The 13,500-nt window shown below is 64.1% G+C and carries 16 protein-coding genes; 9 read left to right on the top strand and 7 right to left on the bottom strand.

Annotated features, from left to right (window positions below; genetic code table 11):
• Positions 1-262 precede the first annotated feature (262 nt).
• From AC50X9_RS09855 to AC50X9_RS09865, 3 genes are all read right to left on the bottom strand, one after another.
• On the bottom strand, positions 263-1,609 hold the full coding sequence (locus tag AC50X9_RS09855; RefSeq protein ID WP_494892967.1) for an ABC transporter substrate-binding protein: 1,347 nt from the start codon (positions 1,607-1,609) through the stop codon (positions 263-265).
• Between the two features lie 74 nt (positions 1,610-1,683).
• Complete coding sequence (locus AC50X9_RS09860) at positions 1,684-2,538, bottom strand: carbohydrate ABC transporter permease (RefSeq protein ID WP_494893168.1); 855 nt, start codon at positions 2,536-2,538, stop codon at positions 1,684-1,686.
• 80 nt (positions 2,539-2,618) lie between these two features.
• The gene (locus tag AC50X9_RS09865) at positions 2,619-3,572 is read right to left on the bottom strand and encodes a carbohydrate ABC transporter permease (protein WP_494892969.1); all 954 of its coding nucleotides are present in this window, start codon (positions 3,570-3,572) and stop codon (positions 2,619-2,621) included.
• A 257-nt stretch (positions 3,573-3,829) separates the two neighbouring features.
• On the opposite strand from AC50X9_RS09865, the gene AC50X9_RS09870 reads away from it, so the two are divergent.
• From AC50X9_RS09870 to AC50X9_RS09905, 8 genes are all read left to right on the top strand, one after another.
• Positions 3,830-4,774, top strand: a complete 945-nt coding sequence (locus tag AC50X9_RS09870) for a P1 family peptidase (protein ID WP_494892971.1) — start codon at positions 3,830-3,832, stop codon at positions 4,772-4,774.
• A gap of 177 nt (positions 4,775-4,951) precedes the next feature.
• Complete coding sequence (infA, locus tag AC50X9_RS09875; RefSeq protein WP_011775571.1) at positions 4,952-5,173, top strand: translation initiation factor IF-1; 222 nt, start codon at positions 4,952-4,954, stop codon at positions 5,171-5,173.
• A gap of 69 nt (positions 5,174-5,242) precedes the next feature.
• On the top strand, positions 5,243-5,356 hold the full coding sequence (gene rpmJ / locus AC50X9_RS09880) for a 50S ribosomal protein L36 (RefSeq protein WP_009358722.1): 114 nt from the start codon (positions 5,243-5,245) through the stop codon (positions 5,354-5,356).
• A 173-nt stretch (positions 5,357-5,529) separates the two neighbouring features.
• Positions 5,530-5,904, top strand: coding sequence for a 30S ribosomal protein S13 (gene rpsM, locus AC50X9_RS09885; RefSeq protein ID WP_024366110.1), 375 nt, complete (start codon positions 5,530-5,532; stop codon positions 5,902-5,904).
• Between the two features lie 99 nt (positions 5,905-6,003).
• Positions 6,004-6,405 carry a 30S ribosomal protein S11 gene (gene rpsK / locus AC50X9_RS09890; protein ID WP_018773682.1) on the top strand — a complete coding sequence of 134 codons (402 nt, stop codon included), beginning with the start codon at positions 6,004-6,006 and terminating at the stop codon, positions 6,403-6,405.
• Between the two features lie 132 nt (positions 6,406-6,537).
• A complete protein-coding gene (locus tag AC50X9_RS09895) occupies positions 6,538-7,548 on the top strand; it encodes a DNA-directed RNA polymerase subunit alpha (RefSeq protein ID WP_018773683.1) in 1,011 nt (336 codons plus the stop codon).
• 76 nt (positions 7,549-7,624) lie between these two features.
• Complete coding sequence (gene rplQ / locus AC50X9_RS09900; RefSeq protein ID WP_494892975.1) at positions 7,625-8,329, top strand: 50S ribosomal protein L17, sunset domain variant; 705 nt, start codon at positions 7,625-7,627, stop codon at positions 8,327-8,329.
• A 31-nt stretch (positions 8,330-8,360) separates the two neighbouring features.
• On the top strand, positions 8,361-9,251 hold the full coding sequence (locus tag AC50X9_RS09905; RefSeq protein ID WP_494892977.1) for a tRNA pseudouridine synthase A: 891 nt from the start codon (positions 8,361-8,363) through the stop codon (positions 9,249-9,251).
• Between the two features lie 21 nt (positions 9,252-9,272).
• Here AC50X9_RS09905 and AC50X9_RS09910 read toward each other — a convergent pair whose 3' ends face one another.
• Positions 9,273-10,142, bottom strand: coding sequence for a sensor histidine kinase (locus AC50X9_RS09910; protein WP_494892979.1), 870 nt, complete (start codon positions 10,140-10,142; stop codon positions 9,273-9,275).
• A 218-nt stretch (positions 10,143-10,360) separates the two neighbouring features.
• On the opposite strand from AC50X9_RS09910, the gene AC50X9_RS09915 reads away from it, so the two are divergent.
• Positions 10,361-11,131: a response regulator transcription factor gene (locus tag AC50X9_RS09915; protein ID WP_494892981.1), complete on the top strand. Its 771-nt coding sequence runs from the start codon at positions 10,361-10,363 to the stop codon at positions 11,129-11,131.
• On the opposite strand, the gene AC50X9_RS09920 is transcribed toward AC50X9_RS09915, so the two are convergent.
• From AC50X9_RS09920 to AC50X9_RS09930, 3 genes are all read right to left on the bottom strand, one after another.
• Positions 11,128-11,583, bottom strand: coding sequence for an Hpt domain-containing protein (locus AC50X9_RS09920; protein ID WP_494892987.1), 456 nt, complete (start codon positions 11,581-11,583; stop codon positions 11,128-11,130). The two genes, AC50X9_RS09915 and AC50X9_RS09920, sit on opposite strands and share 4 nt — an antisense overlap.
• Before the next feature lie 83 nt (positions 11,584-11,666).
• A complete protein-coding gene (locus AC50X9_RS09925; protein ID WP_494893170.1) occupies positions 11,667-12,551 on the bottom strand; it encodes a type II secretion system F family protein in 885 nt (294 codons plus the stop codon).
• 7 nt (positions 12,552-12,558) lie between these two features.
• A complete protein-coding gene (locus tag AC50X9_RS09930) occupies positions 12,559-13,494 on the bottom strand; it encodes a type II secretion system F family protein (RefSeq protein WP_494892992.1) in 936 nt (311 codons plus the stop codon).
• Positions 13,495-13,500: the final 6 nt, after the last annotated feature.

Raw genomic sequence — 13,500 nt, forward strand, 5'->3', positions numbered from 1 at the left:
GCAGCGGAACTGGTCCCTTCCGGTGTCGTCGTCGTCTCGATTCCCTGTCCGTCGGCCGCGGCGACGCGCATACATTCCTACGACGCGCCTCGGCACTGGCGACGCGTTCCCTGGTTGGCGACGCACCCCGACGACGACGCCGCCGCGCCCCGGGTCCTCTCCAGCGACGCGCACCGCGGCTCATGACACGACGAAGCCCTGGCGATGCCGGAATACCAGCATCGCCAGGGCTTCGTCGTGTCGGAGAACAGCCCGCGCCGCGTCAGCTCTTGAGCTTCGGCTTCACGTCCTTGGTGTAGATGCCCTCCAGGGTGGCCTTGAGCGCCGTCATGGTGGCCTTAACGTCGCCCTGCTGGGTGAGGATGGCCGCGGCGGCCTTGGCCATCTCCTGGTCCGCGCCGGGCAGGAACACCCGGGCGTTGTCCTGGACGCGGGTCACGGCGAGCTGGTCCATGGCGGTCTTGATCTGCGGGGTGGCCGCGAGCACTGCGGTCATGTCAGCCGACGTGCGGGTGGGCATGTAGCCGGTCGCGGCGGAGAACTGTGCGGTGTTTTCCGGCTCGGTCATGAACTTCAGGAAGGTGGCGGCCGCGAGCTGGACCTCCTTGCTGACCCCGCTGGGAATGCCCAGGCCCGCGCCGCCGGTGGGGCACACCGGGCTCTCGTTCTTGGGACCGCCCGGCAGGTAGCCGACGCCCACATTGAACGTCGCGGACTTCAGCACGCCCAGCAGTGAACCGGTGGAGGAGATCGTTGAGGAGGTGATGCCGGCGGCGAAGTCGTCGGCAGCTTCCTTGGACGAGACCCCGGCCCACTTGTCCTTGAAGATGGAGTCCTGCGCCCACTGCAGCGCCGCGACCGACTCGGCGGAGTCGCAGTTGATGGTCCACTCGTTGGACCAGCTGCCGCCCCAGCCCCACAGGTTGTTTTGCAGCGTCCAGCCGGCATAGCCGGCCAGGGCCGGGTAGATGTAAGCGTACTGGGCGCCGGAGCTGGCCTTCAGCTTGGGCGCCCACTCGGCAAACTCCTGCCACGTCTTGGGGGCGCGGTCGGGCAGCCCGGCGGCCTTGAAGTGGTCCTTGTTGTAGTAAAAGAGCGGCGTGGAGCGGCCGTAGGGGAGCGCCCACTGCTTGTCCTCGTACTGGTAGTCGGCGATCAGGGACTTCTGGAAGTCATCCGCCTTGATGTCCAGCTGCTTGATCAGGCTGTCGAGGGCGATGATGTTGCCGTTGGAGTAGTACCGGAACCACCAGACGTCCGAGAGGACCACGACGCCGGGAAGCCCGGACTTCGCGGCCTGCGAGGTCTGGAACTTCTGCGCGATTTCCTCGTAGTTCGCTCCGGCGGTGACCAGGTTGACCTTGATGTCCGGGAACTTGGCCTGGAACTTCTCGATAATGGCCTTCTCCACGTCCTGGGACTTGCCCGGGTGGTTGGACCAGAAATCGAACGATGCTGCGGGCTTGACGCCGCTGAAATCGATGTCGGCGGCACTGGTGGCGGGAGTGGTGCCTCCGGTGGACGGGCCCCCGCAGGCGGCCAGAGCGGCGGCACCGGCTCCGGCGCCTGCCAGTCCCAGGAAATGCCGGCGGTCAAGATTCAATGCCATGGTGGATCCTCTCGATGATGCTGACTCGTTGATTGGTGATGAATGTGGGACGGGGGGAAATTGCGGTGGCGGCGTCACCCGGTGACGCTGCCCTGGGTCAGGCCGGCCACGATGTACCGCTGCAGGGCGGCGAAGACCAGCAGGATCGGCACGATCACCAGCACGGCACCGGCCATCAGGATGCCCCAGCCGGAGCCGTTGCCCTCGGAGTTCTGCAGCAGTGTCAGGCCAACCGGCAGCGTCATCGTTTCGGGGCGGTCGGTGATGATGAGCGGCCAGATGTAGTCATTCCATTCGCTGACGACGACGACGAGCGCGACGGTGGCGATGGACGGCCCGGAGACTGGCGCCACGATCTGCCAGAGGCGGCGCCAGTGACCGGCGCCGTCGATCTCGGCGGATTCCAGGATGGAAGCGGGAAGGGTCATGAAATGCTGGCGCAGCAGGAAGGTGCCGAACGCGGTGCCAAGGCCCGGCAGGATGATGCCCCACAGGGTGTTCTTTCCGCCCATACCCGCGATCAGGATGTAGTTGGGCAGGATGGACACCTGCGGCGGGACCATCAGGGCCACGAGGATCAGCACGAAGATCACGTTTTTGTAGGGGAACCGGACAAACACCAGGGCGTAGGCGGTCAGGATGGCCAGCAGGACCTTGATGGTGGCGCCCACCCCGGTGACGATCAGGCTGTTCACGAAGAACTGGGCGAACGGCACCGTCGTCATGGCGATGTTGTAGTTCTCGAAGTTCAGGCTTTGCGGCAGGATCTTCAGGTCCATCGTAATGATCTCGCCGGGCAGCTTGAACGAGCTCAGCACCATCCACAGCAGGGGCAGGAAGACGACGAGGGCGGCCAGGATCAGCGGAAGGTAGCCGCCGACCACCGTCTGGACCAGGTTTGCGCGGGAGAACGGCCGGTGCCGCTGCAGCGGAATCTCGGGGCGGGCATCCGGACCGGAAGCAGGGCCGGCGTTGTCCGCCGGGTCGGGGCTGACGGGCGACAGTGTGCTCACGAGTAGTGCACCTTCCGTTCGACGAACCGCAGCTGCAGCACGGTGATGATGAGCAGGATGCCGAACAGGATCACGGAGATTGCGGCCGAGTAGCCGGCCCGGTTGAACGCACCGAAGGCCTGCAGATAGGCCTCGTAGATCAGCGTGCTCGTGCCGTTGCCCAGCGGGGTCATGATCCGGATCAGGTCGAAGGCCTGCAGCGAGCTGAGCATCGTGGTGATGAGCAGGAAGAAGGTGGTGGGGGAGAGCAGCGGCAGGGACATGTTCAGGAAGCGGCGGAAGCCGTTGGCGCCATCCAGCGACGCGGCTTCCATGACGTCCTGCGGGAGCGACTGCAGCCCGGCCAGATAGACGACGGCGCAGTAGCCCAGGTTCTTCCAGATGTAGACGATCATGACCATGACCAGGGACAGCTGCGGATCATTGATCCACTGCGGACTCTGCTGGCCGATGCCGCGCAGCAGCCAGGACAGCACGCCATAGCCCGGATCGAAAATAAACAGCCAGACGAGCCCGACGCCGACGCCGCTGAGCACGTAGGGGGCGAAGACGGCTGAGCGCGCGAACGTTGTACCGCGGATCTTGGAGTTCAGCGCGAGGGCCACCAGCAGGCCCAGCAGCATGGAACCGCCGACAGTGACCAGCGTAAACATCGCGGTGGTGCCCAGGACCTTGGTGGCGTCCGAACTGGTGAAGAAGGTGACGTAGTTGTCCAAGCCCACCACCGTGGCCGAGGCTGAGCCCAGGGTCCAGTCCAGGGTGGAGTAGTAGATGTTGTTGAAGAGCGGGAGGTACGTGAACACCGCTATCAGGATCAGGTTGGGCAGGGCCAGCGCCAGGAAGACAAAGAAGTCCCGCCGGGTTCTGGCGGACCAGCGGGCGCGCGGTGCCTTGGCCGGTTGGGCCTCAACGGAGGCGCGGGGCGGCCGATCGGTCATTTGTCGGGTCATTCAGGTCTCTTACGGGTCCGTGCCTGCCGTGGCAGACGGGTGAGCGGGGATCCCTTGCTATCACTTCACCACATGGTTTGTGGGCAATACCCCGCACAAGACCCCGGGAGATCTTTGTTGTCCAAGGCTTCGTTGCCTGTTAACGCAGTGTGGGAGCAGTCTCCCATATGCGTTGTCCGGAATACAGACATTTTCTGGCGGTTCGTCAAAACGATGGAGTGGAGGCGGTGCCGGGCGCCGGAGCGCACAATGGGACCATGACTGCGATTACTGACGTGCCGGGAATGAGGGTCGGCCATGCCGGCAGGACTGGTGAGGGGTGGCTGAGCGGAGTGACGGTGGTGCTGCCTCCGGCCGGGACCGTGGGCTCCGTCGATGTCCGGGGCGGCGGCCCCGGGACGCACGAAACCGACGCCCTCGACCCCACCACCCTGTCCCGAACCGTCGACGCCGTCGTGCTCACCGGGGGCAGCGCGTTTGGTCTCGCGGCTGCCCTCGGCGCGCAGCTCTGGTGCGAGGAAAACGGCCGCGGCTTCGCCGTGACCGGGGGAGTGGTGCCGATCGTGCCTGCCGCGGCGATCTTTGACCTCGGCCGCGGCGGGGACTTCGCCGCCCGCCCGGACGCGGCCATGGGCTACGCGGCCACCGCGGACGCCGCCGCCCGCCCCATCACCGACGACGTCGAACGCGGCAACGTCGGAGCCGGACTCGGAGCAGCAATCGGCCGCGGCAAATACAAGGGCGGAGTAGGGACAGCCTCGATCACCCTGGACAACGGCGTCGTGGTGGGGGCCTTGGCGGTGGTCAACGCGCTGGGCTTGCCGTACAGGGGTTTCGATGCCGTCGAGGACGAGCGGGAGAGGGTTTCGGATCCGCCGCCCGCCCTGAACACGACCCTCGTCGTCGTCGCAACGAACGCTGTCCTGGACAAGGCCGAATGCAAGCGCACCGCGTCGGCCGCCCACGCCGGGCTGGCCCGCGCGCTGAATCCCAGCCACACCCTGGCCGACGGGGACACGGTGTTCTGCCTCGCCACCGGCGCGCTGGAACTGGACCGCAGCAGCGAAACGGCCCGGCAGGTAAGTCTCATTACCCTGCAGAGTGCGGCAGCCGACGTCGTGCGGCTGGCCATCCTCGACGGGATCGCCTCCGCGGAGTCCGTGAGCACGCCGGCGGGCGAATTTGGTGCATACGGAGGCTGAGTACGCTACGCTTGCTGGATTTAACATTCCGGCCGCAATGGCGTAATGTTATCTGTTGGTTGTCTGCCCTGTTGTGCCCATTTGTGGCCGGGAGGCATCAGCCAATCAATCAAAAAACGTTCGCGGTGATTTTCGGTGCAAACTGGAGGCTGCGGCAAACAACAGTTAGCGGAGGGTATGGCCAAGAAGGACGGGGTCATTGAGATCGAGGGCGTTGTGACTGAGGCGCTGCCTAACGCGATGTTTCGCGTTGAGCTCACCAACAAGCACGTCGTTCTGGCACACATCTCAGGAAAGATGCGCCAGCACTACATCAGGATTCTCCCTGAGGACCGGGTAGTGGTGGAGCTGAGCCCGTACGACCTGACACGTGGTCGTATCGTCTACCGCTACAAGTAAACACTGGCCGGCCGGAGCAACAGCTCGAGGCCGGTTCAGCTGACCAACTGCAACACGCAAAGGAACGCCATGAAGGTCAAGCCGAGCGTCAAGCAGATCTGCGAAAAGTGCAAAGTGATCCGCCGTAATGGCCGGGTCATGGTGATCTGCGAGAACCCGCGCCACAAGCAGCGCCAGGGCTAATTTCCCACTCGGGAAATCCTGGGCTGCTAGCCCACGCAAGTAAATAAAGGCAGCACAAGCTGATTTGGGACATATGAGCCCGTACAGCTAACCCCCGGTCGGAGGCTGGGGCCGCACAAAACGTGCGGGTGTACTGCCTACGACCTCCGGTTTATTCAAGGAGCACTGCCTCTATGGCTCGTCTCGCTGGCGTAGACATTCCCCGCGAAAAGCGGTTGGAAATTGCGCTTACTTACATCTACGGCGTGGGCAAGACCCGTGCACACGAAACCCTGGCTGCCACCGGCATCAGCGCGGACGTTCGGGTCAAGGACCTGTCCGACGCCGAGCTCGTCCAGCTGCGTGATTACATTGAAGGCAACTACAAGGTTGAGGGTGACCTTCGCCGCGAAGTAGCAGCAGATATCCGCCGCAAGGTTGAAATCGGCAGCTACGAAGGTATTCGCCACCGTAAGGGCCTGCCAGTGCGCGGACAGCGTACGAAGACGAACGCGCGTACCCGCAAGGGCCCGAAGCGCACCGTCGCAGGCAAGAAGAAGACCAGATAGGTCCCATTTGCCCCCTAAAATCGCTGACGCGATTTCAGGGAACCCGGCAAATGAGGGAATAGCTGAGCTTCCCCCCAATAACTTTCTGTAGGAGAAAAAATGCCCCCGAAGACTCGTGGCGCGGTTCGCAAGCCGCGTAAGAAGGACAAGAAGAATATCGCGCTTGGCCAGGCGCACATCAAGAGCACCTTTAACAACACCATCGTTTCCATCACGGATCCGAATGGCGCTGTCATCTCCTGGGCTTCATCCGGTGAGGTCGGCTTCAAGGGCTCACGTAAGTCCACCCCGTTCGCAGCCCAGATGGCCGCCGAAGCCGCCGCAAAGCGTGCCCAGGAGCACGGCATGCGCAAGGTTGACGTATTCGTCAAGGGCCCGGGTTCGGGACGCGAAACGGCTATCCGTTCGCTGCAGGCCGCTGGCCTTGAGGTTGGATCCATCCAGGATGTAACCCCCAGCGCCCACAACGGCTGCCGTCCGCCGAAGCGCCGCCGCGTCTAAGCCTTTCCAGCGCACCGGAGCTTGCCCGGACCCTCACCGGTCCGGGCAAGCCCAGCCGCGTTAAGTCTCAGACCGATTTTTCCACCCCCTGTGTTGCGTCATATAGCGGATGCTCGCCGAAAGGAAACCTAAGTGCTCATTGCACAGCGCCCTACCCTCTCCGAAGAGGTCGTCTCCGAAAACCGCTCACGGTTCATCATTGAACCGCTGGAGCCCGGTTTCGGTTACACGCTCGGAAACTCACTCCGCCGTACCCTGCTCTCCTCCATCCCCGGTGCCTCTGTCACGAGCATCCGGATCGATGGCGTGCTGCACGAGTTCACCACGGTTCCGGGTGTCAAGGAAGATGTCACCGAGATCATCCTGAACATCAAGAACCTGTCGGTCTCCTCCGAGCACGACGAGCCGGTTGTTGCATACCTGCGCAAGCAGGGCCCGGGAGTCGTCACCGCCGCGGACATCGCTCCGCCGGCCGGCGTCGAATTCCACAACCCGGATCTGCACATTGCCACGCTGAACTCGAAGGGCAAGTTCGAACTCGAACTGACCATCGAGCGCGGCCGCGGCTACGTTTCGGCAGCTCAGAACAAGTCGGGCGACTCCGAGATCGGCCGCATTCCGGTTGACTCGATCTACTCGCCGGTCCTGAAGGTTACTTTCCGCGTGGAAGCTACCCGTGTTGAGCAGCGCACTGACTTCGACAAGCTCATTGTCGACGTCGAGACCAAGCAGGCCATCGCCCCGCGCGATGCCGTTGCTTCGGCAGGTACCACCCTGGTGGAACTGTTCGGTCTGGCCCGCGAGCTGAACACCGCAGCTGAAGGTATCGAGATTGGCCCGTCGCCGACGGATGCTGCCCTGGCAGCGGACATGGCACTGCCGATCGAGGATCTGGACCTCACCGTCCGTTCGTACAACTGCCTCAAGCGTGAGGGCATCCACACCGTGGGTGAACTCGTGGCCCGCTCCGAGGCCGACCTCATGGACATCCGTAACTTCGGTGCGAAGTCCATCGATGAGGTCAAGGCAAAGCTGGTTGAACTGGGCCTGTCCCTCAAGGACTCGCCTCCCGGTTTTGACCTCGCAGCACGCGCCGCAGCAATTGAAGAGGACGACGCCGCTTTCAGCGACGACGAGCTCTAACAAACAGATCTTGGCCCGCGGGCTGATGCACCACGGTGTGCACAGCCCAACGGCTTCCATATGAGGAGAAACTATTATGCCTACCCCCGCTAAGGGTCCGCGCCTCGGAGGCGGAGCAGCTCACGAGCGTCTTATGCTCGCGAACCTGTCCGCCGCACTGTTCGAGCACAAGCGGATCACCACCACGGTGACCAAGGCCAAGCGACTGAAGCCGTACGCCGAGCGCCTGGTGACTTTCGCCAAGCGTGGCGACCTGGCTTCCCGCCGCCGTGTACTCGGCTTGATCAGCGACAAGGGCATCGTCCACGAGCTGTTCACCGACATTGCACAGGCAGTGGAGAACCGCAACGGCGGCTACACCCGCATCACCAAGATCGGCAACCGCAAGGGCGACAACGCTCCCATGGCTGTCATCGAACTGGTTCTTGAGCCGGTTTCCGCCAAGCAGGCAGTCGTAGCCGAGGCTACCTCCGCCGCAAAGCGCGATGCTGACAAGAAGGCTGCTCCGGCCGCCGAGGAAGCTCCCGCCGAGGCCGAGGTTGTTGAGACCGAAGCTGCTGAGGCCAAGTACGCCGGCTCCAAGCCTGCTGTTGCTGGCGAGGCTGCTCCTGAGGGCTTCGCTGTCAAGGGCAACGAGGACTCCATGAAGTTCCACGTTCCGGGCTCCCGCTGGTACGACAACACGGTTGCTGAAGTCTGGTTCGACTCCGCAGAATCGGCAGCTGCTGCCGGCTTCGCCCCTGCCGGCGGCGACGCTGCGCAGGCCGGCGACGCCGAGTAGTCTGCCTTCTTTCCGAAGTAGACTTGACGTTATGAACGACCAGAAACCCGTTGCCCCTTTTCGAGGGGGCAACGGGTTTTTGCGTGTCCGGCTCGATCTGGCGTACGACGGCGGACCCTTCAGCGGGTGGGCCGTCCAGCCCGGACGGCGTACCGTCCAGGGCACGCTCGAGGAGGCCCTCGCCTTGCTCATCCGCCGGCCCATCAGGGTCACCGTCGCCGGGCGGACCGACGCCGGCGTGCACGCCCGCGGCCAGGTGGTCCACGTCGACTTCAGCGAGGCGGAGTGGCTGGGTCTCAACCGCGGTGTGGAGCTGGACCCCGCTGTTGCGCTGCTGCGGCGGCTCCGCGGCGCGCTGAGCCGCGGTCTCGGGGACCTGACCGGGGCCATCGAGGTCCACAAGGTCACCCCCGCCCCGGTGGGCTTCGACGCGCGGTTCTCTGCGCTCTGGCGCCGGTACAGCTACCGGATCGCGGACGGACCTGCTCTGTGGGACCCGCTCGGCCGCACCTCCACGCTGTGGCATCAGGAACAACTCGACGTCGGACTGCTCAACGAGGGCGCCTCGCAACTGCTGGGACTCCAGGATTTCCGGTCCTACTGCAAGCCGCGGGAAGGCGCCACGACCATCCGGGAGCTGCAGCGCTTCGAGTTTGCCCGCGGAGCCGACGGCGTCATCGTCGCCACGGTCCAGGCGGACGCGTTCTGCCACAACATGGTGCGCTCCCTGGTGGGTTCGGCGCTGTTTGTTGGTGCCGGGATCGAGGAGCCTGAGTGGCTGTATCAGCGGCTGCTCGACCGCCAGCGCGATGCGAAGTCGGTGCTCTCTGCCCCGCACCCGCTGGTGCTGGAGGAAGTGGCCTACCCCTCGGCCAGCGGACTGCTGGCCCGGGCTGAGCTGACCCGGGCTATGCGTCAGTAGCGGAGCCTCTCGGCCCGAAAACTAGTGCGTTGGAGGGGCCGCCCCGGCGGGCAGTTCCACGGTGAAGGTGCTGCCGCAACCCGGACTTGTGCTGACGGAGATAGCCCCGCCGTGCCGTTCGACGATCGCCTTTGTGATGGACAGGCCGAGTCCGGCGCCCGGAATCGAGCCTTCAATGACCGCGGCGCTGCGGAAGAACCGGGAAAACACACGGTTGGCGTCTTCGGCGGACATGCCTATGCCGCTATCCTCCACGTGCAGCAGAACCCGGGACCCCGCGTTGCTGGCGGAGACGTGGACGGTGCCGCCGTCGGGTGTGTATTTGATGGCGTTGGATACGAGGTTGTCGAGGACCTGGCTGATCCGCAGCGGGTCCACTTCGGCCCAGAGCGGGGCGGGAACGTCCATGGAGAGCGAGACCCGGGCTGCCTCGGCGTAGCCCTGGGCTGAGCCGAGGCTGGCTTCGACCAGGCTGGCCAGATCAGTCCGGCGCGGGTGCATGGGCAGAGTCGAGTCGGCGGACACCCGCAGGTCCGAGACCAGCGCCGACAATCGTGTTGCATTCCGCCGCGCGACTTCAAGCCAACGTACGGCTGAAGGAGATAGTTCAGCTGCCTCGAGGTGAAGCAGATCCAGGTTGCCGATGATGGACGTCAACGGGGTGCGGAACTCGTGCGAGACGGTGGCGACAAGATGGTCCTTCTCCGTCAGGGCATCGACCAACGCGGTGACCTCCAGGTTGAGCCGGTGTTCACGTTCGCGGCTGTCGGCGAGTAGGGCGTGCAGTTCGGCCTCCCTGTGCCCGGTCGACCGAGATAGCGCCGGCGGCAGAGCACGAGGGAGTCCCGCAAAGCTACCTTCCGGGTTCCCTACCCGTTGCTGTTTGCTCAATGACGCCGAATCCTTTCCTTGCTTCCTCAATTCAACCGTATTCGTCACGCTACCTTGACACACAATGAACATTTGTGGCCGCGGCTGTGCCTAAACGCTAATTCGCGCTAATGCGTGGGTATTCTGACAATACTGGCGCACACTGCGTGCGCTGCAGTACCGACGCGGCCGCCATGGGGGTGGAGGCCGCAGGATCAGATACAAAAATAGGGGGGGCCATGACTGACTTGGGAGTCGCAGTCGTTATAGAGGACGATGAAGACGTTCGCCACCTGGTCGAAGCCGTGCTGAGCCAGGCAGGATTTGACGTCCACGGCGCGGCCACCGGGCGCGAGGGGGTCGAGGTCGTGCGGAGCCAGAAGGCCAGCGTCGTGACCCTGGACATTGGCCTCCACGACATTGACGGTTTTGAAGTCCTGCGCCGGATCCGGCAATTCAGTGATGCCTATGTGGTCATGCTGACAGCCCGGGTGGATGAGTTGGACACACTCACTGCCCTGCACACCGGGGCCGACGATTTCATGACCAAACCGTTCCGGCCGCGTGAACTCCGCGCCCGGGTGGCTGCGATGATGCGCAGGCCGCGGCTGGACGCCCTGACTCCAACGTCCAGGGAGCGGGGAGCGGAGACTCCGAAAGGTGAGGTGCCGCCCCAGGACTCCGTGTATATGCACAACGGCCTGATGTTGAATCCGCATACCCGGTCAGTCACTCTTGCCGGCGGTCCCACCAGCCTGACCCGGAGCGAGTTCGACCTTCTGCACGCCCTGCTGAAGGCGGCCGGCGCTGTCCGGACCAAGGTGGACCTGGTGCGGGTGGTCCGGGGTGAGCATTACGGCCCGGACGCGTACATCAGCGAATCCGACGAGCGTGCAGTCGAGGTGCATATCGGCAACCTGAGGCGCAAGCTGCGGGAGGACCCGCTACAGCCGCGGTGGCTCCAGACCGTCCGCGGAGTGGGGTACCGGCTCGCGCCGGCATTGGACTAGCTGTCCCTTAGGTTGAGCTGGAGCTCGTCCACCGTTTCGTTACCACTTTCGGCGACTTCACGCAGGAGCAGCCGCGCCCGGACGGCGTCGCGGACGCGGATGGCATCCTCAAGCTCCCTGGCGAGCTCGGCAAGGCGCACCCCGCCGACCATCGCGGAGGATGTTTTTAAACTTAGGACCGCATCCAGGGCCGCGGCCTCGTCGCCGCTCTCAAGGGATGTTGCCAACGATTGGTAGCGCTGGTCCCACATGTTTGTATAGTCCCTGGCGAATCCCTCGGCGACGGCGGGGCTGTCCAGCTGTGATCCGAGTTCCTGCAGGGCGGCAGGGTCCACGAGCGGCGGAGCGGTGTCAAGAGCCGCTGGCGTGGCCAGCCCCGCACCACGGGGAGAAGTGTCAGAGGACAATCCGGTGATCGCGCCGCCGCCGTCTGATGCTCCGAGTAAGGACATGGGTCCACGGTACTGCCTGCCCCGGTTGATGCTTCACATTATGGCATTTTCCTGTGGAGAATTTGCGGTTTCCCTTGCTGCGGCTACTGCCCGCTGAAGGTGTCGATCGCGTTGATCACAGCAGGGCCAAGGATGGCAATGAAGAGCACCGGGAAGATAAAAAAGAGCAGGGGAAACAAGATCATGACCGGGAGCTTCATGGCTTTTTCCTCGGCCCGCTGCCGCCGCTTGACACGCATTACCTTGGCCTGGATCCTTAGCACCCTACTGATGGCGATGCCGTAGGTATCCGCCTGAACAACGGCCTGGACAAAGCTGCGCAGTTCAGGGATGCTAGTCCGCTCCGCGAGCGCCAGGTACGACTCACGGCGGCTCCTGCCCACCTGCATGTCCTGCAGCGTACGGACGAGTTCCTCGGCGAGAGGGCCCTTGCCGTTCTCTCCGGCTCGGGCCATGGCTCCCTCGAAGCCCAGGCCCGCTTCCACGGAGATGAGCATCTGGTCCAGGGTGTTGGCCAGCTCCATCTGCATGGCCTTCTGGCGTTCCTGGCCCTTGCTGTGGAGCATCAGATCAGGGATGAAGTAGCCCAGCACGACCACAAAGAGGCCCACCGCCTTAATAATGGGCGTTGAACCCGTCGCGCTGATGTACCAGCCCAGCAGCGCACCGGCAAGGCCGAGCAAGGGCTTGGCGGCCAGCACCCGTCCAAGGGGAAGGGAGGTGGGGCGACCCGCCAGGGACAGCAGCGTGTCGAGTTTGCGGACATAGCCGGCCGGCGTGAGACAGTATCCGATCCATTCCAGCACCGAGGTCCGTGGTGCCTCGGTGACCACCGCGGTTTCCGTGCCCGCTGCTAGGAGCTCGCGGATGGCCCGGTGTGACTTCCGGTCGACGGAGAGTGCTGTCCAGACGAGATATCCGAGCGGCAGGGAGACCAGGAGCAGGGCGAGTAGTACCGAGGGGTTCATCGACACGTCAGAACTTCAGATCGATGATCTTGCGCATCCACAGACCGCCGATGGTCATCATGATGAGGGACGCGCCGATCATGATCCAACCCAGCAGGTGAGTGAACATGGAGTTCATATAGCCGGGGTTGGCCGCCATGAGCATCGCAACGATGCCGAACGGCATGGCCATCAGGATATATGCGGAGAACTTTCCCTCGGCCGCCAGGGACTTGATGTGGCCCTTGATTTCGCTGCGCTCGCGGATAGTTTCGCCCACCTGGTCCAAGACTTCGGCGAGGTTCCCACCCACTTCCCGGTTGATTTGGATCGCCTGGGCTATCCAGACAAAGTCATCACTCCGCATCCGCTCGGCTGTATCGGTGAGGGACGACTGGAGGTCGCGGCCGAGGCTCGTTTCGGTGATCACCCGTCGCATCTCCTCCGCGGTCGGGCTGAGCGATTCGGATGCTGCTGCGTCAATGGCCCGCAGGATGCTGTGGCCTGCCCTGAGGCCGCCGGAGAGAAGTTGAAGGGTGTCGCCGAGTTGCTGGTCAAACATGACGCGGCGCTTGCCGGTGAGGAAGCCGATCACGAGATGACCCGCCAAAGGTGCCAGCAGGACGAACAGGATTGCCAGCAACGGGCCCGCGACAATGAAGCCTGCCAGTGCGCCGACGAAGGCACCGGCCAGCACCAACACAAAGAAGTCGGACTGGCCCAGCCGCAGGCCCGCGTTTTCGAGTGCCTCCCTGCTGAACAACCGCACCTTTCGCTGCGAGAAGTACCCGTCGACCAGGTGGACCGCCGAGCCGGCGAACCGGGTCAATTGCGAGTCTGCTTGGTTCTGGGCGGGCTGACGCCGGTCCAGCGGCACACCCGCCCTTCGCGGGGCGAGCAAAACGAAACCGAGCAGGAAAAGGGCGACCGAGAACAGGCCAACGCCGAGGGGCAGGATTGTCAAGGTCGG

The organism is Pseudarthrobacter sp. HLT1-3 (assembly GCF_059383535.1).

Coding starts and splice junctions, on each gene's coding strand:
- AC50X9_RS09855 (WP_494892967.1), bottom strand. CDS start 1,609: ATGGCATTGAATCTTGACCGCCGGCATTTCCTGGGACTGGCAGGCGCC.
- AC50X9_RS09865 (WP_494892969.1), bottom strand. CDS start 3,572: ATGACCCGACAAATGACCGATCGGCCGCCCCGCGCCTCCGTTGAGGCC.
- AC50X9_RS09870 (WP_494892971.1), top strand. CDS start 3,830: ATGACTGCGATTACTGACGTGCCGGGAATGAGGGTCGGCCATGCCGGC.
- infA (WP_011775571.1), top strand. CDS start 4,952: ATGGCCAAGAAGGACGGGGTCATTGAGATCGAGGGCGTTGTGACTGAG.
- rpmJ (WP_009358722.1), top strand. CDS start 5,243: ATGAAGGTCAAGCCGAGCGTCAAGCAGATCTGCGAAAAGTGCAAAGTG.
- rpsM (WP_024366110.1), top strand. CDS start 5,530: ATGGCTCGTCTCGCTGGCGTAGACATTCCCCGCGAAAAGCGGTTGGAA.
- rpsK (WP_018773682.1), top strand. CDS start 6,004: ATGCCCCCGAAGACTCGTGGCGCGGTTCGCAAGCCGCGTAAGAAGGAC.
- rplQ (WP_494892975.1), top strand. CDS start 7,625: ATGCCTACCCCCGCTAAGGGTCCGCGCCTCGGAGGCGGAGCAGCTCAC.
- AC50X9_RS09905 (WP_494892977.1), top strand. CDS start 8,361: ATGAACGACCAGAAACCCGTTGCCCCTTTTCGAGGGGGCAACGGGTTT.
- AC50X9_RS09915 (WP_494892981.1), top strand. CDS start 10,361: ATGACTGACTTGGGAGTCGCAGTCGTTATAGAGGACGATGAAGACGTT.
- AC50X9_RS09920 (WP_494892987.1), bottom strand. CDS start 11,583: ATGTCCTTACTCGGAGCATCAGACGGCGGCGGCGCGATCACCGGATTG.
- AC50X9_RS09925 (WP_494893170.1), bottom strand. CDS start 12,551: ATGAACCCCTCGGTACTACTCGCCCTGCTCCTGGTCTCCCTGCCGCTC.